Here is a 22,827-nt window from a genome sequence, read left to right as displayed (position 1 = left end):
CGCGGCGCCTACGGCCAGAGCAGGGTGCGGGACCACTCCGGGGTGCGCACCGGGCCGGTGCGGGTGTAGCGGAGCCGGACGTGCCGGCGCTGGGCGTCGCCCTGCCAGAACTCCACCTCGTGCGCCCACAGGGTGTAGACCGCGTGGCCGGGCGCGACGGCACCCGGGGTGGCCTCCAGCCGGCGGCGGGCGACCGCCACCGCCTCGTCGTACTCCTCCAGCGCGCCCAGCGGCTCGCTCTGCCGGCCGACCAGCGCGCCGACCCGGGCGGCGGGCGAGCGGGTGGCGAACTCGGCGGCGGCGACCAGGTCGGCGGCGCGCTCGACACTGCCGCGGACCCGCACCTGGCGGCCCAGCTGCGGCCAGTAGACGGTCAGCGCGGCGGCCGGGTGGTGGGCGAGCTGGCGGCCCTTGGGGCTGTCGGCGGCGGCGGAGAAGTTCCAGCCGGTACCGGCCGCGTCCACGTCGCGCAGCACCAGCACCCGGGCGTCCGGCATGCCGTCGGCGTCGACCGTGGAGAGGGTGAAGGCCTGTGGGTCCAGCACCCCGGCGTCCAGCGCGGTGGCGAGCCAGTCCACGAACAGCGGACCGGGCTCGGCGGGGGCGGCCTGGGGGTCGAAGGAGGGCAGCGGGCGGGCCATCGGCGGGCGGCCGAGCAGCAGTTCGGGGACCGACCTGGGCTCGGGCCGGCGCTCGTCCAGCGGTGCCGGGCACGCGTCGGCCTGCGGCTCCGGTGCGGGCCTGGCCCCGTCCGGGCCGGTCAGTCCCTCGTCCTCCGCCGCCATCGCGCACCTTCCTTCCGGTTGCCGCGGTCGCCGCCCCGGCCGGGCCGTCCGTTCCGGGGCCGGGCGCGTGGAGCGCTGTCGGAGCGCAACCGTACCGCCGTGGGCCGACGACTCCGGGCGCGGGCCCTCGGTGGGCGGATCCGGGCCGCTCGCACGGGGACCGGCGCCGGACACACTCGTGGGCGGTGCCGATGGCGGCACCGCCCACGAGGCCGGTTTCGCGGTGACCCTTTCCGCTGGCCGGTCGAAGCTTTCGTCCGGTCTCCCTCCACGGGTGCTCAGCTCACCCGCGGCCGTCCACCCCCGGCGCCCCCGCCGGCGGTGGTGCCCGGGGGATCAGCCGAAGATCGGGGTGGAGATGACGTTGACGTTCTTGTTGTCCTGGCCGGCCAGGATGTCGCCCGCGTTGTCCTTCGCCGCGAGGGTGTTGTTCTGGTTCGAGGCGCCGGAGCCGGTGGCCGTCTGCTGGTTGGAGACGTAGTTGCCGTTGACCCCGCCGAACACGTTGCCCGTCCCGTTGTTGGACACCACGCCGGCGTTGGAACCGGCCGCGGCACCCGCGCCGTTGTCGGCGGCGGCGACCCCGGCACCTGCCAGCAGCAGACCCGCCGCCAGCGGGACGGCGAGCAGGAACCCGGACGCCCTCCGGGGGTTGATGCGAGCCATGTGCGCCTCCAAGAAGCTGTTGATCACGCATTGGTCGTGCATTGGTCGTGCATGGGGTGCGGGGGTTCGCCGGCCGGACGAACACCTGCGGGCTGCGACGCCGGAAGACAGCCTTCCGCAACAAATCGACAAAGCGGTAGCCGACAGGGCGGTTTTCGCCCGTTAGCGTGATCTTCACCGCAGCCGCGCATAACGGGCACCGAACCGGACAGCGCGTCGACACACCGCCAATGAACTGGTAATTCGCCCGGACGACGGCCGTTCTGCGGCCGCTCGGCGGCCTCCGGGAAGCGGCACTTCGACATCACACGAACCGCCGGGCGCACCACCCCGGCGCGGGACGACGTGGAACACGCCCCCGAAAAGTTCGATCACCCTCCCGTGTCGACTTTTCCGGCCATTCGCGGACCATCAGGAAGTCGTACCGAAACTGTGGGCGACAAAGGGCCGGGGCGGGAGGAATCCGCCCGCTCCGAAAATCAGACCATCTTGCCCGGATTGAGGATTCCCAGCGGGTCGAAGACCGCCTTCAGCTGCCGCTGCAGGTCCAGCGCGACCGGTCCCAGCTCACGGGCCAACCAGTCCCGCTTGAGCAGCCCGACCCCGTGCTCCCCGGTGATCGTGCCGCCCAACTCCAGCCCGAGCGCCATGATCTCGTCGAAGGCGCGCTGAGCGCGGTCCGTCTGGTCCCGGTCCGAGCCGTCGAAGATCACGATCGGATGGGTGTTGCCGTCCCCGGCGTGGCTGACCACGCCGATGGTCAGCGCGTGCCGCTCCGCGATCACCGCGACGCCGTTGAGCATCTCGGCCAGCCGGGAGCGCGGCACCGCCACGTCGTCGATCATCGTGGTCCCCAGCCGGTCCAACGCGGGCAGCGCCAGCCGCCGGGCCGCCAGCAGCAGGTCCGACTCCGCCTGGTCCTCGGCCGGCACCACCTCGGTCGCCCCCGCCTCCCGGCACAGCTCCGCGACCCGCGCCAACCCGGCCTCCCGGTCCGGCCCGTCGAAGGCCACCAGCAGCAGCGCCTGGGTCGACTCCGGCAGCCCCATCTGCCCCAGCTCGTTGACCGCCCGGACGGAAACCGCGTCCATCAGCTCCATCAGCGACGGGGTCAGCCCGGCCTCCATCACCGCGCAGACCGCCGCACCGGCCGTGTCCGCGCTCGGGAACTCCGCCGCCAGCGCGAGCTGCGGAGCCGGCGCCGGCCGCAGCGACAGCACCGCCCGCACCACCACCCCGAGCGTCCCCTCCGAACCGACCAGCAGCCGGGTCAGGTCGTAACCGGCGACCCCCTTGGCCGTCCGGCGCCCGGTCGACAGCAGCCGCCCGTCCGCCAGCACCACGTCCAACCCGAGCACGTACTCGCTGGTGACGCCGTACTTCACGCAGCACAGGCCGCCGGCGCCGGTGCCGATGTTGCCGCCGATCGTGCAGGACTCCCAGCTGGACGGGTCCGGCGGGTAGCACAGCCCGAACTCCTCGACCGCGCGCGACAGTTCGGCGTTCACCACACCCGGCTCGACGACCGCGACCCGGTTCACCGGATCGATCTCCAGGATCCGGTTCAGCTTCACCAGCGACAGCACGACGCACCCCTCGACGGCGTTCGCCGCCCCGGACAGCCCCGTCCGAGCCCCCTGCGGCACCACCGGCACCCGCAGCTCGGTGGCGGTGCGCAGCACGTGCTGCACCTGCTCGACCGTCTCCGGGAACACCACCACGGCGGGCGCACCGGCGGCGCAGAAGCCCGCCATGTCATGGCTGTAGGCGGCGGTCACGTCCGGATCCACCACCACCGCCCCGGCCGGGAGGCCCTGCGCCAGTCGGTCCGTCAGGTCACTCATCGCCGCCTCCGCTCGCCGCCGCCCGCCTCCACCTCCGCACTCTGCCCGGAGGGCCGAAAGCGGGCAAGTGGGCCTCGGGGCCGGGCGGGCACACCGTGGCCGCCGGACCCGGTCGGGCGCGGCGGAGGGCCGGGGTGGCGAGGGCCGTCAGGCCGGCCGCGGCGGTCGCGAGGGCGCAGAGGAGGGTGGGCAGGGCGGCTCCCGCCGCGTCCGCCAGCAGTCCGAGCAGGCCGGTGGACAGCACCAACGGCAGGCTCTGCACCAACGTCAGCAGCGCCTGGATCCGCGACAGATGGGACGCCGGAGCGCCGCCGAGCACCAGCGGGCCGAGGTGGGAGGCGAACAGCCCCGAGCCGATGCCCGTCACCGTGCTGCCGGCGACCGCCCCCACCGGTCCCACGGACAGGGCCAACAGCCCGATGCCCGCCGAAGCCGTACACAGCCCCGCGGCCGCCCCGGTGCCCGCCCGGGGCAGCCCGCCCCGCCAGGCGACCAGCGCCGCCACCGCGAGCACCCCGACCGCCTGGCCGCCGGCAACCAGCCCGGCCGTTCCCGCCGCCCAGCCGTGCGCCCGGGCCAGCAACGGCCCGAGCAGCGACACCACCGGCAGCAGCGCCCCGGCGGCCGCGCCGGTGAGCAGCAGCGCGGCCCGCAGCAGCGGATCACCGACGGCGAGCCGGACACCGGCCGCCGCCTCCCCCAGCAGACCCGCTCGGCGGAGGGCACCCGGCCGCTCCCCCTCCGGCCGGACCTTCAGCAGCACCAGCAGGACGACCCCGAAGCTCACCGCGTCCGCCGCCGCCGCTCCGGCGAGCCCGCCCGCCGCGACCAGCAGGCCGCCCAGCGGAGCCCCGAGCAGCACCACGGCCTGCCCTCCGGCCTGGCGCAGTGCGAGCGCCCGGGGCAGCCGGTCGGCGGGCACCAGCCTGCGCGGCATCGAGCCGCTCGCCGGGAGGTGGAACGCGTCGACCGTCCCGGTCACGGCCGCCGCCGCGACCAGCAGCCACAGCGGCGTGCCCCGGCTCCCGGCCACGGCGAGCGTCAGTGCGACGTTCGCGGCCAGCATCACCGCGTCCCCGGCGAGCATCACCCGGCGGGCGCCGAGCCGGTCCGCGACCGCGCCGCCCAGCAGCACCAGCGTGGTGCGCGGCACGGTGATCGCGGTGAGGACCAGCCCGGCCGCGCCGCCCCCGTACCCCGAAGCGGCCCAGCCGAGAGCGAAGCCCAACACGGCGTCCCCCCAGCAGCCCGGTCTGGGCACCGGGCAGCCAGAACAGGTACGGCCGGGGAAGGTACGGGCGGGGCGGGCCCGGACGGGAAGGGCCCGGGCGGGGCGGCGCGGTGGTGGTCATGCCGGGCGACGCTAGGACCCTCGACCAGGTCGAGGGCAAGCCGCCCGACAGGCCCTAACGACGGAGCACCGGCTCCTGCAGCTCGACGACCCAGCCGGACAGGTCGTCCGGGGTCTCCAGGTAGCGCTCGCGGGCGTAGCCGGCCGAGCGGTAGCCGTTCTCGCCGATGAAGCGGGCGAGCGCCTGGAAACTGCCCATCGCCGCGTCCATCGAGCCGCGGTGGACGATGGTCGCCGCCTCCGCGATCGGCGGCAGGTCGAGCACCTCGAAGTCGTCCCGGCCGCCCGGCACCGAGTGCGGGACCTGCACGGCGGCCCGGACGAGCACCGAGCCGTCGCCCTCCGGCGAGTCCTCGTAGTGGGCGACGGACGGGCCGACCTCCTCGATGCCCGCCCCGGCGACCCGGCTGCACAGCTCCGCGAACAGCGGGCCGATCACCGGCGTGATGTCCTCGGGCTGGTAACTCGCCGCCACACCGGTCAGTTGGGCCACCCGGACGGACGGCACGGGCTTCACCACGACATCGTGCTCGGACATGTTCCCCTCGCTCTCGATCGTCCGGAGCCTCGCCTCCACCCGGGCCAACCGCTGCTCGTCCGCGGCGATCGCCGCGGCGAGTTGGGCCCGCCGCAGCCGCAGCATCCCGCGCAGTTCGGCGGCGTCCGGCCTCTCGTCCAGAACGGCCCGCACCTGCTGCAGCGTGAAGCCGAGCTCCTTGAGCGCGATCACCCGGTTCAGCCGGGCGAGTTGGCCCGCCTCGTAGGAGCGGTACCCGGTGACCGGGTCGACCCGGGCGGGCCTGAGCAGTCCGATCGCGTCGTAGTGGCGCAGCATCCGCACCGACACCCGGCCGTGGCTGGCGAAGTCTCCGATGTTCAACATGGTGCTTCCACTCCACCGCCTGCCACGGTGTCAGGGTCAACCCCGCCCGCCGGATCCGCCCCGGAAAACACCTAGGGCGGGTGCCGAACGATGTCGGCACCCGCCCTGAGCAGGTGGTTCTCCTACCGGCGGAGAGCGTGGGATTCGAACCCACGGTGACGGGTCACGCCACGACAGTTTTCAAGACTGTTCCCTTAGGCCGCTCGGGCAGCTCTCCAGGCGGAGGTCAGCCTAACGGGTCCGGCGGGGTTCGGTGCACACGATTCGGCGTGCGGGGGTCACTGGTCACCGTCCCGCTGGCCGAGCGTGACCTTGGTGGTCATGGTCTGGCCGTTGCGGGTGTACTCGACGTCCACGGTCTCGCCGGGCTTGTGCGTCCAGATCCGGCTGACCAGGGCGGGGCCGTTCTCGATCGGGGCGCCGCCGAGCTTGGTGATGACGTCGCCCGGCTTGAGGCCGGCCTTGTCGGCCGCGCCGCCGGGGGTGACGGCCGGCTGGCCCTGAACGTCGCGGGTCTGGATCTGGGCGCCGTCGCCCTTGTAGTCGTCGTTGCGCAGCACGTCGAGCTTGGCGTAGACCGGCTTGCCGGTCTTGATCAGGGTGTCCGCGACCCACTTGGCCTGGTTGATCGGGATGGCGAAGCCCAGGCCGATGCTGCCGGCCCGGCCGTTGGCGGAGGCGTTGGACTGGATCGCCGAGTTGATCCCGATCACCGCGCCGCTGGAGTCGAGCAGCGGGCCGCCGGAGTTGCCGGGGTTGATCGAGGCGTCGGTCTGCAGGGCGTTCATGTACGAGGCCTGCGAGCCGGTCTCGTCGCCGGAGGCGACCGGGCGGTCCTTGGCGCTGACGATGCCGCTGGTGACGGTGGACTCCAGGCCGTACGGCGCGCCGATCGCGATGGTGGCGTCGCCGACGTTGACCTTGTCGGAGTCGGCGAGCGCCAGCGGGGCCAGCTTGGCCTTCGGCGGGTTGTCGATCTTCACCACGGCGACGTCGTAGCCCTCGGCGTGGCCCAGCACCGAGGCGCTGTAGGACGTGCCGTCGGCGAACTTGACGGTCAGTTTGCCGCCGTTGAGGGTCGGCGCGACCACGTGGTTGTTGGTGAGGATGTGGCCCTCGGTGTCGAAGACGAAGCCGGTGCCGGTGCCCGACTCCTGGGATCCCTGCGCCTTGATGGTGACGACGCTGGGCAGCGCCTTCTGCGCGATGCTGGCGATCGAGCCGGGGGCGGGCTCGTTCTTCTGGGTGTTGCTGGCCTGGACGGTGGTGCTCCGGTGGTCGTCGGCCGAGCTGCTGCTGTTGTTGTGGCCGGTGGCGACCACGCCGATCGCGCCGCCCGCGACACCGGCGACCAGCGCGACGGCGGCGAGCAGGGCCACCAGGCCGCCGCGCTTCTTGCGGGGACCGCCGGGGCCGCCCGGGCCGCCGGGGTAGTCGGCCGGGTAGCCGAGCGGACCGTTCGGGCCGCCGGGGTGGCCCGCGCCGCCGGAGGTGGCGTCGTGGGCGCCCCAGCCGCCGAGCGGCTGGCCGGCGCCGAAGGGGTGGTGGCCGTGCGGGGCGGGCCCGCCGGCGCCCGGAGCGCCGTACGGCTCCTGGGCGTTGGCAGCCGGCACGCCGTACGGGTCCTGGGCGTTGGCAGCCGGCACGCCGTACGGGTCCTGGGCGTTGGCGGCCGGAACGCCGTACGGGTCCGGCGCACCGGCGGCGGGCACGCCGTGGGTCGGGGTCGCGTACGGGTTGGTGCCCGGCGGCACGGCGGGCGCGGCCGGGGCGGGCGCGGCCTGCACGGCCACGGCCGGGGCGGGCGCGACGGGCGGTGCGGGCGCGACGGGCGGTGCGGGCGGCAGGACCGGCGGCGGGGCATCGACGTAGCCGGTGACCGGGTCGACGGCCGGCTCCTCGACGGCCGGCGCGGCCGGGGCCTCCGACGCGGGGACCTTGGTGAAGGCGACGGTGGGCTTGTGCCCTCCCTCGGCCGGAGCGGCCTCCGGCGCGCCCGGTTCGGCGACCGGCTCGGCCGCCGGCTGCGGAACCCGGCTGAAGGCCATGGTCGGCTTGTGCCCGCCCTCGGCCGCAGGCGCACCGTCGGCCGGAGCCTCGTCCGCCGCGGACGCTCCGGCCGCCGGCTCGGCCGCCGGCTCGGCCGCCGGCTCGGCCGCCGGCTGCGGGACCCGGCTGAAGGCCATGGTCGGCTTGTGACCGCCCTGAGCGGTGCTGTCGGAGGCGGCGCCTGCCGCCTCCTGGGCCCCGGCGGGCTGCTCCCCCTGCGGCCCGGTGGGCCCAACCTCGCGCTCGGTGCTCACGGACGACCTCCATAGCTGACAGAACCAAGGACCATAGTTTTTCGCACCGTCGATTCGATTGCCGTAAGGACCCCTCTGAAGAACTCATAAGAATCCTTAGCCGCCACCGACGGCCGGGGTTCCCCACCCCCCGCCGGCATCCCGCGATGCGGACCGCGCACCCGCGGCCTTTGGCGTTCGCACCCGTGCCGGTTAGCCTGTCGCTCCAAACTGACACGCGGGAGCTTGGACCCACCAGGCTGAGAGTGCGCATGTCGACGGTACGCCAGGCGAGCGACAGGCTGACCGTCGAGGGGGCGCTGACCGCCGGAACCTGTCCGGGTAATGCCGGCGTAGGGAGTATCGGCCATGCCGCCTGCTTCGTCATCCTCTTCTCCGGGCGCGCCCGGGCCCAAGGATTTCTCCGGCCTTCCGACCGTCTCGGCAGCGGCCACCGCGCTGCTCGACCACCGGGTCGAGGCGCCGCTGGTGCTGGACACCGAGCCGCCGCGCACGCTGCGTTTCCGGGACCACTTCGCACTCTGGATGAACCTCGGCGTCAGCCTGATCGGCTTCTCGACCGCGGCGACCGTGCTCGGCGAGAAGGGCAGCGAGCTGTCGCTGGCCGCCGCGGTGACCGCGATCGTGGCCGGTACGGCCGTCGGCACCGCGATGCTCGGCGTGGCCGCGCTGATCGGCGCCCGGACCGGCGCCCCGGCGATGGCCAACCTGCGCGGACTGTTCGGCACCCGGCTGTCCTACCTGCCGACCGTGCTGAACATCGTCCAGTGCATCGGCTGGGGCGTCTTCGAGCTGCTGACCATCGCGGCCGGAGCGCAGACCGTCGCCCACACCACCGGCTACCGCTGGCTGTTCGTGCTGCTCGCGGGCGTGCTGACCACCGCGCTGACGATCTGGCCGCTGGGCTCGATCGCGGTGCTGCGCCGCTTCGTGGCCGGGGCGGTGGCCGTCGCGATGGTGTACTTCACCGTCCAGCTGGGCCGGCAGGGCGTGCCGGACCCGGGCGCGGGCAACTGGCACGGCTTCCTGGGCGCCACCGACGCGATGATCGCGGTCTCGATCTCCTTCGTCCCGATGGCCGCCGACTACACCCGGCACTCGCGCACCCCGCGCTCCTCCTTCTGGGGCAGCTTCTCCGGCTACACCGTCGCCCAGGTCTGGTGCTACGTGCTCGGCCTGATGGCGCTGCTGCAGTCCGACGGCGACCCGAGCCGGATCTTCGACTCCTTCCTCGGCGTCTGGGCCGGCTGGCTGTTCCTGCTGGTGCTGGTGCTGCGCGAGACCGACCAGTCGTTCGCCAACGTGTACTCGACCGCGATGTCGCTGCAGAACCTGCTGCCGCGGGTCGACCGCCGGGTGCTGAGCGGCGGGATCGGCGTGCTGACCACCGTGCTGGCGCTGCGGATCGACCGGTTCACCGACACCTACAGCAACTTCCTCGGCCTGATCGGTTCGGTGTTCGTGCCGCTGCTGGCGGTGCTGGCGGTGGACTACTTCTTCGGCGCCGGCCGGCACGGCTGGGACCTCTCGGAGCGGGCGCCGTCCCGCTGGCTGATGCTGCTGCCGTGGGTGCTGGGCTTCGCCGTCTACCAGTTCATCGCGCCGACCGCGGTGGCCGGCTGGTGGGTGGACTTCTGGACCTCCGCCCAGGAGGCGCTGCACTTCACGCCGCAGGAGTGGACCTCCGCCTCGCTGTTCGCCTTCCTGGTCCCGGCTCTGGCCACCTGGGCGCTCACCCCGCTGACCCGCCGCACCGCGCAGGTCTGAGGCGGCGGCGCAGGCCCGGGGCGGCCGCGCCCTCCGGCGCCGACCCCGGCGGTCCGCGGAGGCGGAGCCGGCCCCACAGGTTGGGACCGTCTTCGCCTCCGCGACACCTGCGCCGCCTATCGTTGGGCCCGTGACCAGCCCAGACCTGCCCCTGGCGGCGGCGCGCACCGCGCCCTCCGTCCAGGTGATCGCCCACCGCGGTTCCTCCCACGCGCTGCCCGAGCACACCCTCGCGGCCTACCGGCGCGCGCTCGACGAGGGCGCGGACGCCGTCGAGTGCGACGTCCGGGTGACGGCCGACGGTCACCTGGTCTGCGTCCACGACCGCCGGATCGGCCGGGTCTCCAACGGCCGGGGCACCGTCTCGGCGATGACCCTCGCCGAGCTGGAGGCGTACGACTTCGGCGCCTGGAAGACCGGAAGGCCCAGCACCGACCCCGAGCTGCGCGGCGTGCTGCGGCTGGAGCGGCTGCTGGAGCTGGTGGCGGACTGCGGCCGCCCGGTGGACCTGGCGATCGAGACCAAGCACCCGGTGCGGTTCCGCGGCCGGGTCGAGGCCGAGCTGCTGCGGATGCTGGAGCGGTTCAAGATCGGCGCGACCCGGGAGGGCGACCGTCCGTCCGCCCGGATCATGAGCTTCTCCTCGATCGCGCTGGACCGGGTGGCCGCCGCCGCGCCCGAGTACGGGCGGGTGTTCCTGATCGAACGGATGCTGCCGCTGCTCGGTCAGCTGCGGCCGGGCCGTCCGCTGCCGGGCGGGGCGGGGATCGCCGGTCCGGGCATCGAGCTGATCAAGGCCAGGCCGCAGTTGGTGCCCCGGCTGCGCGAGCTGGGCCACGAGGTGCACGTGTGGACGGTGGACGAGCCGGCCGACGTCGAGCTCTGCCTGGAGCTCGGTGTCTCCGCGATCATCACCAACCGGCCCGCCGAGGTGCTGGCGCAGCTCGGGCGGTGATCCGGGCGCAGCTCGGGCGGTGATCCGGGGGCGGGAACCGCCGCCGTACCGGTGGGACCCGATCACTCTGGTCGGCAGTCAAACCTTCCGCGTACGGTATTGCCGGAAATTCCTGCGCGCGGGCGACGGAGGGTGAGCACGGAATGACCTCTCGTCGACCCTGGGTCGCGCTGCTCGAAATGGGACTCGCGGGATCCCCCGCCGGTCGTTTCCGACGCATTACCAAGGGGCATCCATCCCTCGGCATACGCTGAAGGAGGTCCGGGGGTGGCGTTGATGGTGGCGCGTGAAGTGCCTACTTCATCGACCATGGCAGTGCCGCACGGCCCATCGAGTGTCGGGGTCGCACGGCGCCGACTGCGTCGAGATCTGGGTGACCGGCAAATACCGGAACCGGTCATCGAGGATGCTGTACTGATCCTTTCCGAACTGTTGAGCAACGCCTGTCGCTACGCCCGTCCGCTCGGCCCGCTGCGGGCCCTGGGCCGCGGGGCCCGGGCCGAGGTGGTGGACCAGGTGCTGGTCGGCGTCCCCTCCGGGACGCACCCGGCGCCCGGCGGCCCGGAGCGCGAGGACGGGCCGGCCGAGCCGGACGGCGGAGTGCTGGTCCGCTGGCAGATGCACGCCGACGGCGTGCTGACCCTGGAGGTCACCGACGGCGGCGCGGCCACCCGGCCGGCGCCCGCCAGTCCCTCGCTGACCTCGCGCGGCGGCCGGGGCCTGGGCATCGTCGACCAGCTGGCCAGCGACTGGGGCGTGCGCGACGCGCCCGGCGAGGTGACGGTCTGGGCGGCGCTGCCCGCCCGCGCCCGGCACGCCCGACGCACCGGGGGCGACGCGCGCAGCGCGTAGCCACGGGCCGCGCGACGCCCGCCCGGCGCATGGCCACGGACGGCGCGACGCCCGCCCCGGCGCGTTCCCGCGCGCCGGGGGAACCTCAGTAGGCTTCCCGGTGAACAGGACCACCGTCCCCGGGAGAGCCGCAGCATGGGCAAGAAGGCCGCCAAGAAGGCGCCGCAGCGCCAGTCCACCACCGCCGTCACGGGCGAGATCCCCGTGGTCGGGGCCCGCGAGGACTGCCCCTGCGGCTCGGGCCGCCGCTACAAGGCCTGCCACGGCCGGGAGGCCTCGCACGCGGTGCAGGAGCTGGTGCACCGCCCGTTCGAGGGCCTGCCGGGCGAGGCCGACTGGGTGGCGCTGCGCGAGCTGGTGCCCGCCGCCACGGCGCCGCTGACGCTGGCCGCCGGGGTGGCCGCGAGCGCCGGGGGTGACGTCCCGTCGGTCACCCTGGCGACCGTGCTGCCGCTGGCCTGGCCGGCCCTGCGCCGCCCGGACGGCTCGATCCTGCTGGGCCTGCAGACCCAGTCCTCCTCCGGTGACCTCAGCCGCGACCTCGCGGACGCCCTGGAGCTGGCCCTGGCCACCGAGCCGGGCAGCCCCGTACCGGCCCGCCGGACCGTCCCCGGCGGCCGCCGCCTGCAGGACCTGCTGGACACCACCGCCGCCTTCACGCCCACCGTGCACTCCGGCTTCGAGTTCTGGCTGGAGGACGCCGAGGCCGCCACCGGCGAGGTCGCCGCCTCGCTGGAGCGCGCCAACGCCTCGGCCATCCCGACCGAGAAGCTCGACAGCGTCGACGCCGCCTACTGGTGCGGCACCCCGGACAAGAACCACCTGCGCTGGGTGATGACCGTGCCCGAGGAGCAGCTGCTGGACGCGCTGGCCCGGCTGAACGCGGCCGGCGAGGCCTCGCTCGGCCCGGACACCCGCCTGGTCGGCTCCTTCCGCGCGCACGGCCTGACCGTGCCGGTCTGGGACCTCCCGCTCGCCATGACCGCCGCCGACTGCGAGAAGCCGGCCGCCGAGTTCGGCGAGCGGCTCGCCGCCGTCCTCGCCGACGCCACCCCGCTGACCGCCGAGGAGCGGCGCGCCCGCGCGAACCTGGTGAACCGTCAGGTCACCCTGAACTAAAGCGCGCAGGATTCGGGTGATACGCGTCACATTGTCGCCCCGAAGCCGCAATTTCCGGGCCTGGAGGGCGTCTTGGAAATTGGCGCGGGCGCGGATCCTTGTTACTGTCTAAAGAGTCCGGCCGCTGGTGCATCCCCCGTCGCCAGCGGCCGGATCTTTTGTTTTTCCGGAACGCCCCGCACCACCGGGCCCGGAGTCCGGCACCACCCGGCGGTCCGTCAGTACGCCGAGCGGCCACTGTCCAGCCGGACCGTCGCATCCACCAACTCGCCGAGCAGCGGCCCGACCTGCGGCAACCGGACCCCGCCGCCCCCGGCCGGCCGCGGCGCCAGCACCCAGCGCACCCTCCCCCAGCCTCCGGCCGGGGGGACCCCCATGGCCCCGCCGCCGGGCGGCAGCGGGAGGAAGCCGCCCGGCCCGTGGTAGCGCAACGTTCCCGGTACCCAAGGGAGTTGGGCGAGCATCTCGCCCAGCGCGTCGAGCGAGTACGGGGCCACCAGCAGCGCGTAGCGGCCCGGCATCGCGAGCACCGGCCCGAGCGGCAGCCGCAGCGCCCCCAGGTGGACCAGCGCCCGGGCCCCGGCCGCCGCGGGCAGGCTGACCGCCGACACCGCGGAGCCGGTCGCGGCCAGCACCGGCGCGTCCGGGCTCTGCCGCTCCCACCACCAGCGCACCATCCGGGCGTCCGTGGTGGCGGCCAGCAGCGAGGGGTCGTGCGGGTGGGCGCCGGGCGCCGGACAGTCCGGGTCACCACAGGAGCAGCGGCCTCCGCACAGCACGGTGCCCGGCACCACGGGCCAGCGGTGTTCGACGGCGGCCGTCAGGGCCGCGGCCAGCCGGGCGGACGACTCCTGCGACCGGCTCTTCGGGCTCTTCGGGTTCTCACGCATGGCGCTCGTTCCTTTCCCTGACCGCTCGGTTCGCTCCGCCCCGCCGACGTCCGTCGGAACTCGCCGCGCGGACCTGCGGCGGCACGGTCCCGGGAAGGCGCGAAGCGGGGCGGGCGGCACGGCGGACGGCGCGGCTACGACGTGGAGCACGGTGTGGAGCACGACATGAGAAGGGCCGCGCACTGGAACAGCCCTTGGAACGAGAATCCCGTACGCGACCGGATGGACGCCGCCCGGGCGCGCTTGGTTCCACCGTACGAGTGAGAGACTTCCGGCCAGCCGAGAACGCGGGCGGCGCGGACATACGATCCGGACGGCCGCCCGGTCCGTCCCCTCCGTTCTGCCCGCTCGCGGCTCGCTCCATGCCTGCGGGCACGACCGGCGCGCGCACCAGCCGTGCACGCCCTCCGACCGGGTCGAGCAGCCGTGGAACAGGCCACCGCGTCGCCCCGGATCTGGACATGCCCCGAATGGCCTGTGTAGAAGTGGTGGCATTGCTGTCGATCAATGACGAGTAGTAGCGAATCGAGGCGAAACACGCCCTTTGGCCGTGCTCGCTCCACATCGGCCGTATCTGGGGGTTCCGCATGGCACGTAGCACCGCGTCAGGAGTGGCGGCATGACCAACTCCCACCCGTCGACGTCCCACCCGGCGCCGACGACCGCCGAACCCGGTGAGCCCGGCTGCGCAGGCGGGCTCACCGTCCTCGACCCGCCCGGCCTGCTCGGCCCCGCCGACGCCCCGGAGGACGGCACCGACGGCACCGCGGCACCGTCCGCCACCGTGCAGGACCGTTTGGCCGGACGCCTGTCCGATATCACCAGCCTGCACGAGCACACCGAGCGCCTCGCCCACGCCCGCGGCCTCGCCGCCACCCTGGACGCCGTCCTCGCCTCCGGCGCCGCCCTGCTCGGCGCCGACCGCGGCGTCCTCGTCACCCTGATGCCGGGCGGCGGTCCCGGCCAGCCCGTCGGCCTCGGCCTCGACCGGGCCAGCCTCGGCGCCCTGGAGACCGTCCCGACCGAGCAGAGCCTGCTGGCCCGGCTGCTGGGCGAAGACGACCGGCCCGAGCAGCTGCACTCCCCGGACCTCGCCGAGGACCCCGCCGTCGGCGGCCGGCTGCGTGAACTCGCCGTCCAGCTCGGCCTCGGCGGCGCCGTCGGCCTGCCGCTCGCCACCGTCGAGGACGGCCCGCTCGCCGCCGTCGTCTGGTTCTACGACCGGCCCGCCGAACCCACCGGATGCCAGCGCGAACTGGCCCGCCGCTACTGTGAGTTCGCCGCGCCGCTACTCGCCAAGCAGCTGGAGGTCGAGCGCATCCGGCGCACCACCGAGGCGCTGCGCCGCGGCCTGCTGCCGGACCACCTCCCCCGCGCCGCCGGGCTGCGACTGGCCGCCCGGGTCGTCCCGGCCGGCCTGGACCACTCCAGCGGCAGCGACTGGTACGACGCCATCCCGCTGCCGGACGGCACCGTCGGCCTCACCGTCGGCTCGGTCTTCGGCGACGGCCCCGGCGCGGGACCCGGCTCCGCCCCCGGCGCGGCCGCCGCGATGGGCCGGATCCGGGCCGCCCTGCGGGCGTACGCGGTGCTGGAGGGCGAGGACCCGGTCTCCGTCCTCGGCGACCTGGAGCTGCTGCTCAAGACGACCGAGCCGACCCGCACCGCCACCGCCGTCTACGCCTGGGTGGAACCCGGGGAGCGCCGGGTCACCCTGGCCGGGGCCGGGCACTGCCCGCCGGTCCTGGTCGGCCGGCACGGCGCCGAGTTCGTGGAGACCTCGCTCTCCGCGCCGCTCGGCATGCTGGCCTGCTGGGAAGCCCCCGGGATCGAGTTCACCGCCGATCGCGGCGACACCCTGCTCCTCTACACCGAGGGACTGGCCCGCCGCTGCGGCCCGACCCTGCACGCCGGGCAGGCCAACCTGCGCCGGGCCGCCGCCGACGCCCCGCGCGACGTGCGGATCGACCCGGACCGGCTCTGCGCCCACCTGCTGGCCGTCTGCCCGGTTCCGGACGCCGCCCCGGCCACCGACGACCTGATGCTGCTGGCCGCGCGCTTCGAGTAGGCGCACGAACCCCGGAAATGCGGTCGGCCGGGCGTCCGTACCATGGACGCACGGCCGTCCGCGCGTGTCGCGACCCGACACCTCCCCCGAGGGCGGCGGTACCACCCCCAAGGAGGCGTTGCACGTGAGCGAGGACCGGACCCCCGCGGTGGCCGAGAACCCCGAGGCCGAGGGCGGCGAGGAGCCGCCGCAGTTCAAGGGCCGCAAGAACGGCCTCTACGGCGAGATCTCGGACGAGCTGTCCGCCTCGATGAAGTCCGGCTGGGCCGACACCGAGCTGCACGGCCTCGCCCCGATCGCCCAGGCCGGGTACGCGGCCGAGCGCCGCGCCGCGCTGTCCGCCGCCCACCCCGGCGTGCGCCTGGTCGTCCCCGCGGGCAACCTGCGGGTGCGCGCCAACGACACCGACTACAACTTCCGCGCCGCCAGCGAGTACGTGCACCTCACCGGTGACCAGACCGAGGACGCGGTGCTGGTCGGCGAGCCGACCGGCGACGCCGGCCACGAGTTCACGCTCTACCTGCTGCCCCGCTCCGACCGCGAGAACGGCGAGTTCTGGCTCGACGGCTACGGCGAGCTGTGGGTCGGCCGCCGGTACAGCCTGAGCGAGCAGGAGCAGCGGCTCGGCCTGCCGGCCCGCGACGTCCGCAAGGCCGCCGAGGAGCTGGCCGAGCGCGCCAAGGGTTCCGCCGTGCCGACCCGGATCGTCCGCGGCTACGACGCCGGCCTGGAGGCCGCGCTCGCCGAGGTGCTGGACGCCGACAAGGACGCCGAGCTCAAGGAGTTCCTGAGCGGCCTGCGGCTGGTCAAGGACGAGTGGGAGATCGGCGAGCTGCGCGCCGCCTGCGACGCCACCGTCAAGGGCTTCACCGACGTGGTCCGCGAGCTCGGCCAGGCCGTCGCCACCTCCGAGCGCTGGATCGAGGGCACCTTCTGGCGCCGCGCCCGGGTGGAGGGCAACGACGTCGGATACGGCACCATCGCCGCCGCCGGCCCGCACGCCACCACCCTGCACTGGGTCCGCAACGACGGCGACGTGCGCCCCGGCGAGCTGCTGCTGCTGGACGCGGGCGTGGAGACCCACACCCTCTACACCGCCGACGTCACCCGCACCCTGCCGATCAACGGCACCTTCACCGAGCTGCAGCGGAAGATCTACGACGCGGTGTACGACGCCCAGGAGGCCGGCATCGCCGCGGTCAGGCCGGGTGCCCGCTTCCGCGACTTCCACGAGGCCTCGCAGCGCGTCCTCGCCGAGCGGCTGCTCGCCTGGGGCCTGCTGGACGCCTCCGTCCACGACGTCGAGAAGGTCCTGGAGCTCGGCCTCCAGCGCCGCTGGACCCTCCACGGCACCGGCCACATGCTCGGCCTGGACGTCCACGACTGCGCCCACTCCCGCCGCGAGGAGCACGTCGACGCCCTGCTGGTGCCCGGCATGGTGCTCACCGTCGAGCCCGGCCTGTACTTCCAGCAGGACGACCTGACCGTGCCGGAGGAGTACCGCGGCATCGGCGTCCGGATCGAGGACGACATCCTGGTCACCGCGGACGGCAACGAGAACCTCTCGGCGGGGCTGCCGCGCCGCTCCGAGGACGTCGAGGCGTGGATGGCCTCGCTCGCCTGAACCGAGCGCCGAAGGGCCCGGCTCCCCGGTGACGGGGGCCGGGCCCTTGCGCACTACCAGACGAGCTTGACCGTGAGGTCCTGGCGGGCGATCACGGTCAGGTCACCACCGTGGTACGGGAGCACGGCCTGCGCCCGCAACGGCATGTCGCCTGGCCCGCTCCGAGGCCCCATGGTCAGCCGGTAGATCAGCGTCCTGCTCTGCCCCGGGGCCAGCGAGAACAGCTCCTCGTCCCGCGCCGTGGCGTAGGACGTGTCGCCGGCCGGGGACATCGGCTTGGTGATCCAGCCGCTGTCGGTCTGCAGCTCCAGCTTGCCGTCGTTGGGCAGCTGCTGGCCGGGCACGACCGGCGTGCCTGCGTAGCGGTCCGTGAAGACCAGCGGCTCCAGCTGGCCGGAGGCGCTCCGGCCGTCGTTCCGGAAGGTCACCGAGAAGGTGACGACCGCGCTTCCGACCCGCAGCTGCTGGCCGGTGGGGAGGCCGTCGATGCTGACCGCGACCTCGCTCGGGCCGGGCGGCGCCGTCGTCTGCGGAGCCTGGCTGTGGCCGCTCACGTCGAGGCTGTTGACGATCGACTGCAGCCCGGCCTGGTACTCGTCCCTGAGGCCGACCGCCGAGACGAACACCTGGTCCTTGGGCAGCGCCCAGACCTGCGCGGTGAAGGGCGACTGGCCGCAGGTCACCTGCCACTGCGACTTGAGCGCGGGACGGCCGGAGACGGTGGGCGCGCTCTTCGTCGGGCCCGTACTGCTGACGGACTCCCCCGCGGCGGGCGGATGCGGATCGCCCCAGACCGGACAGTTGGGCTGGTGGCTCCAACCGCTCTGCGCGTCGAGGTCGGCGGTCGACGGCCAGCCCGGCGACCCGGTGTCGAACACCGCCAGGTCCACCCCGTACGGCTGGCAGTTCTGCGCGGAGGCGCCCTGCGGGGCTCCCGGGCTCAGCACGCACAGGTGGAGGTCCGCCGGGTCGGCGGGCGCGACCCGCCAGCCGGCCGGCACCTTCAGCTTGACGCCCCGGAAGGTGTACGGCGTGGCCGGACCGGTCGGGGCACCGGTGGCCGAGCGGCTCGACGTCGGGGTGACGTCGGCCAGCGGGTCCGCGGTCTGCGCGTCACCGGTCGGGGCGGCACTCGCGCTGGTGCTCGGGGTCGGGGTGGGGGTCGGACCGGGCGAGGCCGTGAGGCTGGCGGCCGGGGGCGGGGGGACGTCCTGCTTGGCGACCGGACTGCCGTGCAGGGTGACCACGCCGATCGCCGCGGCGGCGGCGAGGCCGAGCAGCGGCACGGTGACCGCGTACACCGGGCGCAGCCGGCGCACCCGGGTCCTCGGGGGCGCGGCCGGACGCAGGTCGTGGGCGGTGATCAGGGACGTCCGGGCGTTCATCGCCTCGCGGAGCAGCCGTTCCGTCGGGGTCCCGGCCAGCCCGTCGTCGTCACCGCCGCCCGGGCGGGGGAGCTTGTCGGTCATCGAACCTTCTCCAGGTGCTTTTCCAACGCGTCCAGAGCGCGACTGGCGGTGGACTTCACGGCGCCCCGGGACAGGCCCAGGGTCTCGGATATCTGCGCCTCCGACATGTCGGACCAGTAGCGCAGCACCAGCACCTCGCGCTGGCGGGGGGTCAACTCCTGCAGGGCGACGAGCACCCGGCGGTGCTCGTCGTTGAGCACCGCGTGGTCCTCGGCGGAGGGGGCGTCGGCCTCGTGCGGGGGCACGTACTCCCGGGCGGTCCTGCGGCGGCGCAGCATCGAGCGGGCGCCGTTGACCACCGAGGTGCGCAGGTACCCGAGTGCGTTGTCGAGGTCGTCCAGGTGTTCGCCGTGGCGCTGGTAGAGCTGGGTGAAGGCCTCCTGCACGACGTCCTCGGCCAGGTCCTGGTGGTCGACCAGCAGGACGGCCATCCGGACCAGTCCCAGCCGGTGGGCGTGGTACAGGTCGGTCAGGGTGGGCCGGTCCTCCGCGGGCTTGCGGCCGCCGCGCAGCAGCCGGAAGCCGGAGCGGCGCTGGGCCGCCTGCTGGTCGATGGAGAGCGCGTAGTCCGGCTCGCCGGCCTCCTGCGCGCCGAACAGCGCGACGACCACTCCGCGCAGTCCGCGAACTCCGCGAACTCCGCCGACGGAGATGCCGCGCCCCCGCCGTGACGCGGCGAACGGCCCGATGGCCATGGACATGTACGGTTCCGCTTTCCCCCGGGACGGTGACGGCGTGCACGCCGGACCGTCAGGCACTGATCAAGGTCCTGATCGCGGAGATCCTCGCAGCCGCCTGCGGCCCGGTTCCCTCCGCCCCCGTACTGATGGACGTGTGGGACGGGGGGAGGTTGCAGGGGAGTTCGCAGAAACCTCCGGGGTGGCCGCAACGGCTACACTCACCGGGATTCCGCCACCCGTGAGCAGGGGGTTCCGCATGGCCGAGCCGACCGCCGAGCAGATCGCAGGGCAGAGCGCCGAGCCGCCCGCCGGGCCGAGCGCCGAGGACCGGGCCGCCCGGTCGCACCCGGTGGCCGTCACCATCGGCCGGCGCCCGGAGCCCGTGCACGACGTCGCGGTGTACGCCTTCGAGGGCATGGCACCGTTCGAACTCGGCGTGGTGGTCGAGGTGTTCGGACTGGCGCGGCCCGAGCTGGGCGGGCTGCTGGCGGCGCCCTGGTACGGCCTGAAGGTGTGCGCCGACCGCCCCGGGGCGGCCCTGGACGCGGTCGGCGGCTTCGCGCTGACGGCCCGGCACGGCCTGGACGACCTCGCGGCGGCCGACACCGTCGTCATCCCCGGGGTGCGCAACGCCTTCAGCGGCGAGGTCTCCCCCGGTCTGGTCGAGGCGCTGCGGACGGCGCACGAGCGCGGCGCCCGGATCGTCTCGATCTGCTCCGGCGCCTTCGCGCTGGCCGCCGCCGGGCTGCTGGACGACAAGGAGGCGACCACCCACTGGCGGTACGCCGAACTGCTCCAGCAGCGCCACCCGCGGGTCCGCGTCAACCCGGACGTGCTGTACGTGGACAACGGCGACGTGCTGACCAGCGCGGGCAGCGCGGCCGGCATCGACCTGTGCCTGCACCTGGTCCGCCGGGACCACGGCGCGAAGGTGGCCAACAGCGTGGCCCGCCGTTTCGTGGTGGCGCCGCACCGGGACGGCGGGCAGGCCCAGTTCATCGAGGCGGCGGTCCGCCCGGTCGAGGAGGACGAGGACGGGATCGCCCGCAGCATGCAGTGGGCCCTGGACCACCTGTCCGACCCGCTGACCGTCTCGGTGCTGGCCCGGGCCGCCCGGATGTCGGACCGCTCGTACCTGCGGCACTTCACCGCCCGCAACGGCACCAGCCCGATGCGCTGGGTGGTCACCCAGCGCATCGCGGCCAGTCTGGCGCTGCTGGAGGCGCCGGAGGGGTCGGTGGAGGAGATCGCCGCGGCGGTCGGCTTCGAGAGCGCCGCGACCTTCCGCCACCACTTCGGCCGGGTGATGCGCACCTCGCCGACCGCCTACCGGCGCTCCTTCGGGCGCGGGGTGGCATGAGCCGCAACGCGACTCGTCCGAGCGGCTACGCCTGCTCGCGCCGGTCGGCGTTGGCCACGATGGCGTCGTGCAGCCACTGCGCCAGGCCGGGTGCGAGGTCCTCGTAGGTGGTGGTCCAGCGCGGGTCCGAGACGTACAGGCAGGCCAGGCCGCGGTGGATGGCGAAGGTGCAGTCGTAGAAGTTCCGGCAGATGTGCTGCCGGTGCGCCTCGGCGAGGTCCATGGCCACGGTGCCGTCGGCGGGCTCGCCGGCCGTGACCGCCTCGGCCAGGCGGGTGTTGAGCTCGGTCATCTCGGTCTGGATGCGCTGCCAGTCGGCCTTGGTGTAGCCGCCGGTGCGGCGCTGGGACTCGGCCCAGGCCGCGGTGTCGCCCCAGCGCTGTTCGGCCTCCTGCTCCCACTCCTCCTGGTAGCCCTCGCCGAAGATCTCGAACTTCTCCTCCGGGGTCAGCTGAATGCCCATCCTGCGTGCCTCCATGGCGTGTTCGACGGCGGCGGCGAGGTCCTGGAGGTGCCGGATCCGGTCGGTCAGCAGCCGGTGCTGCCGCCGGAGGTGCTCGCTCGGGCTGACCGAGTCGTCGTCCAGGATCGCCGCGATCTCCTCCAGGGGGAATCCGAGCTCGCGGTAGAACAGGATCTGCTGCAGCCGGTCGAGGTCGGCGTCCACGTAGCGGCGGTAGCCGGCCCGGGTGCGGCCCGCGGGGGACAGCAGGCCGATCTCGTCGTAGTGGTGCAGGGTGCGGACGGTCACCTTGGCGATCTTCGCCACGGCGCCGACCGAGTGGCCCTGGTCCTCGCTCATCCGGAAACTCCTCCCTGGTGCTGACCACCACCCTGCGCTCTCACGTCGCGTGAGGGTCAAGCCGTGGGGCCTGCGGGCGGGCCGGAGACACGCCCTACGCGCCGACCAGCTCCCGCTCGCGCCGCCGGGACGTCCGGCGGCGCCCGTCCCCGCCACCCCGGACCGGTGGCCGCGGTCGGCGGGTCTGCTGGGTGGGCCAGAGCAGCACGTACGCGGCGGAGACCACCACGAAGGCGAGCCGGACGAAGCCGCGGGCCGGGTCGGACGGCAGGAACAGCGTGCCGCCGTACAGCGCGACCAGCGCGATCCAGCTCCACCAGGGGACCAGCCGCTTCTGCCCGACCGCGTCCCAGAGCAGGGTGCCGAGCAGGATCGAGGCCGTGTAGTACGTGTAGACGCTCGGGTCGAGCAGGATCCGGGCGTCCGCGCCGAGCAGCACCACGGCCGGCCAGCGGCCGCGCCAAACCGCGACGCAGCCGAGGCCGATGCCGAGCGCGAACTGGGTCGGGCGGTCCCACCAGGGCGTGGACGGGTCGGTGACCCCGAACCAGCGCAGCGCGGAGGCGGGCTGGTTGGGGATGGTGAACTTGGCGGCCGCCAGGGTGTCCAGGTTGCCCAGGTAGAACGGCAGCCAGGCGATCGCGACCAGGAGGCAGAACCAGAGTGCGGTGCGCAGCCAGGCGGGCCGGGGCAGGGCCAGGATCAGCGGGGCGAAGGCGATCGCCCAGGGCTTGGAGTCGACCGCCAGGGCCAGGAAGACGGCGACCTGGACGGGCTTGCCGCGGGCCAGGGCGTGCGCGGCGAGGGCGGTGAAGAACAGCGCGAGGACGTCGTCCAGGTGCGCGAAGCGGACCGAGACCTCGACCCACATCGGGATGAACGCCAGCCCGGCGATCAGCAGGCGCTGCTGGAGCCGGCGGTGGTTGGTGCCGGTGCCGAGGTAGTACAGGGCGGCGGTGCGGCCGACCAGGACCAGCATCACCAGGCCGAGCCCGGCACTCACCGCCTCGGCGACCAGCTGGCCGACGTGCGGGGAGAACGGGGCGGTGAGCCGGGCGGCGGCCAGGCTGACCGGGCCGATCTGCAGCTCGGGGTGGTGGGCGTAGAGCGCGAGGCCGCCGTCGGGCTGCCCGCTGAAGAGCAGCTGCTCGCCCTGGCGCAGGTAGTGCCAGGAGAAGCCGCCGCTGGGCTCGACCAGGAAGAACCAGAGCACCGTCCACGCCGTCAGCAGCACGTGGTGTCTGCGGAGCGGCAGGCCCGCGATCCGGCCGGCCGCGGATTCGTAGTCGGTGGTGGCCCGTGTCGTGCGTTCTCCCCGCACCTGTCCCTCTCCCCGCCGTTCCGCCCCCCTCCGGCCGGACATCCTATGTGACGGAGGAGTACCGCCGGTGCCGCCCGGTGGTCGTCCG

General features: G+C 74.2%; 18 protein-coding genes and 1 tRNA gene. 7 read left to right on the top strand and 12 right to left on the bottom strand.

The genetic code is table 11. The annotated features are described in order from the left end of the window. Positions 1 to 8: 8 nt before the first annotated feature. The 7 genes from BOQ63_RS24080 to BOQ63_RS24050 form a co-directional block, all read right to left on the bottom strand. Positions 9 to 785 carry a pyridoxine/pyridoxamine 5'-phosphate oxidase gene (locus BOQ63_RS24080; protein WP_223886028.1) on the bottom strand — a complete coding sequence of 259 codons (777 nt, stop codon included), beginning with the start codon at positions 783 to 785 and terminating at the stop codon, positions 9 to 11. A gap of 336 nt (positions 786 to 1,121) precedes the next feature. Beyond that, the gene (locus BOQ63_RS24075; protein WP_072656343.1) at positions 1,122 to 1,451 is read right to left on the bottom strand and encodes a hypothetical protein; all 330 of its coding nucleotides are present in this window, start codon (positions 1,449 to 1,451) and stop codon (positions 1,122 to 1,124) included. Positions 1,452 to 1,930: 479 nt separating this feature from the next. After that, the gene (locus BOQ63_RS24070; RefSeq protein ID WP_030278451.1) at positions 1,931 to 3,295 is read right to left on the bottom strand and encodes an FAD-binding oxidoreductase; all 1,365 of its coding nucleotides are present in this window, start codon (positions 3,293 to 3,295) and stop codon (positions 1,931 to 1,933) included. Then, positions 3,288 to 4,526 (bottom strand): MFS transporter, encoded by a 1,239-nt coding sequence (locus BOQ63_RS24065; protein WP_223886027.1) that lies wholly within the window; start codon positions 4,524 to 4,526, stop codon positions 3,288 to 3,290. Before BOQ63_RS24065 ends, BOQ63_RS24070 begins: the two co-directional genes overlap by 8 nt. 175 nt (positions 4,527 to 4,701) lie before the next feature. Next, entirely contained in the window at positions 4,702 to 5,529 is an 828-nt protein-coding gene (locus BOQ63_RS24060; RefSeq protein ID WP_030278449.1) for a MerR family transcriptional regulator, read from the bottom strand. Between the two features lie 129 nt (positions 5,530 to 5,658). After that, a tRNA-Ser gene (locus BOQ63_RS24055) sits at positions 5,659 to 5,746 on the bottom strand. A 61-nt stretch (positions 5,747 to 5,807) separates the two neighbouring features. Further along, positions 5,808 to 7,832: a S1C family serine protease gene (locus BOQ63_RS24050; RefSeq protein WP_318299378.1), complete on the bottom strand. Its 2,025-nt coding sequence runs from the start codon at positions 7,830 to 7,832 to the stop codon at positions 5,808 to 5,810. 348 nt (positions 7,833 to 8,180) lie between these two features. Between BOQ63_RS24050 and BOQ63_RS24045 the strand changes: the two genes are divergently transcribed. The 4 genes from BOQ63_RS24045 to BOQ63_RS24030 all read left to right on the top strand — a co-directional run bounded on the left by BOQ63_RS24045 (position 8,181) and on the right by BOQ63_RS24030 (position 12,525). Then, the gene (locus BOQ63_RS24045) at positions 8,181 to 9,599 is read left to right on the top strand and encodes a purine-cytosine permease family protein (RefSeq protein WP_150476080.1); all 1,419 of its coding nucleotides are present in this window, start codon (positions 8,181 to 8,183) and stop codon (positions 9,597 to 9,599) included. A gap of 130 nt (positions 9,600 to 9,729) precedes the next feature. After that, positions 9,730 to 10,554, top strand: coding sequence for a glycerophosphodiester phosphodiesterase (locus BOQ63_RS24040; RefSeq protein ID WP_078866965.1), 825 nt, complete (start codon positions 9,730 to 9,732; stop codon positions 10,552 to 10,554). 432 nt (positions 10,555 to 10,986) lie between these two features. Next, a complete protein-coding gene (locus tag BOQ63_RS24035; protein ID WP_336470372.1) occupies positions 10,987 to 11,406 on the top strand; it encodes an ATP-binding protein in 420 nt (139 codons plus the stop codon). Between the two features lie 135 nt (positions 11,407 to 11,541). Further along, a complete protein-coding gene (locus tag BOQ63_RS24030) occupies positions 11,542 to 12,525 on the top strand; it encodes a DUF5926 family protein (protein WP_030278440.1) in 984 nt (327 codons plus the stop codon). Positions 12,526 to 12,743: 218 nt separating this feature from the next. Here BOQ63_RS24030 and BOQ63_RS24025 read toward each other — a convergent pair whose 3' ends face one another. Further along, positions 12,744 to 13,415 (bottom strand): bifunctional DNA primase/polymerase, encoded by a 672-nt coding sequence (locus BOQ63_RS24025; RefSeq protein ID WP_037828007.1) that lies wholly within the window; start codon positions 13,413 to 13,415, stop codon positions 12,744 to 12,746. Between the two features lie 619 nt (positions 13,416 to 14,034). Between BOQ63_RS24025 and BOQ63_RS24020 the strand changes: the two genes are divergently transcribed. Both BOQ63_RS24020 and BOQ63_RS24015 read left to right on the top strand, forming a co-directional pair. Next, complete coding sequence (locus BOQ63_RS24020) at positions 14,035 to 15,483, top strand: PP2C family protein-serine/threonine phosphatase (protein ID WP_030552022.1); 1,449 nt, start codon at positions 14,035 to 14,037, stop codon at positions 15,481 to 15,483. Between the two features lie 124 nt (positions 15,484 to 15,607). Next, the gene (locus tag BOQ63_RS24015; RefSeq protein ID WP_030278434.1) at positions 15,608 to 17,107 is read left to right on the top strand and encodes an aminopeptidase P family protein; all 1,500 of its coding nucleotides are present in this window, start codon (positions 15,608 to 15,610) and stop codon (positions 17,105 to 17,107) included. A gap of 53 nt (positions 17,108 to 17,160) precedes the next feature. On the opposite strand, the gene BOQ63_RS24010 is transcribed toward BOQ63_RS24015, so the two are convergent. Both BOQ63_RS24010 and BOQ63_RS24005 read right to left on the bottom strand, forming a co-directional pair. Then, positions 17,161 to 18,576 (bottom strand): hypothetical protein, encoded by a 1,416-nt coding sequence (locus BOQ63_RS24010; RefSeq protein WP_050366689.1) that lies wholly within the window; start codon positions 18,574 to 18,576, stop codon positions 17,161 to 17,163. Beyond that, the gene (locus tag BOQ63_RS24005) at positions 18,573 to 19,277 is read right to left on the bottom strand and encodes an RNA polymerase sigma factor (protein ID WP_318299377.1); all 705 of its coding nucleotides are present in this window, start codon (positions 19,275 to 19,277) and stop codon (positions 18,573 to 18,575) included. Before BOQ63_RS24005 ends, BOQ63_RS24010 begins: the two co-directional genes overlap by 4 nt. Positions 19,278 to 19,512: 235 nt before the next feature. Here BOQ63_RS24005 and BOQ63_RS24000 point away from each other — a divergent pair, with 235 nt between their 5' ends. After that, the gene (locus BOQ63_RS24000; protein ID WP_079183723.1) at positions 19,513 to 20,616 is read left to right on the top strand and encodes a helix-turn-helix domain-containing protein; all 1,104 of its coding nucleotides are present in this window, start codon (positions 19,513 to 19,515) and stop codon (positions 20,614 to 20,616) included. A 25-nt stretch (positions 20,617 to 20,641) separates the two neighbouring features. Here BOQ63_RS24000 and BOQ63_RS23995 read toward each other — a convergent pair whose 3' ends face one another. Further along, positions 20,642 to 21,418, bottom strand: a complete 777-nt coding sequence (locus BOQ63_RS23995; protein WP_030278425.1) for a MerR family transcriptional regulator — start codon at positions 21,416 to 21,418, stop codon at positions 20,642 to 20,644. 94 nt (positions 21,419 to 21,512) lie between these two features. Then, a complete protein-coding gene (locus BOQ63_RS23990) occupies positions 21,513 to 22,739 on the bottom strand; it encodes a hypothetical protein (protein ID WP_435820355.1) in 1,227 nt (408 codons plus the stop codon). Between the last annotated feature and the right edge of the window lie 88 nt (positions 22,740 to 22,827).

Source organism: Streptomyces viridifaciens, assembly GCF_001888885.2.
Classification (GTDB): domain Bacteria; phylum Actinomycetota; class Actinomycetes; order Streptomycetales; family Streptomycetaceae; genus Kitasatospora; species Kitasatospora aureofaciens.
The sequence above is the reverse complement of the archived record's forward strand: the minus strand, read 5'-3'. Positions and strand labels throughout refer to the sequence as shown.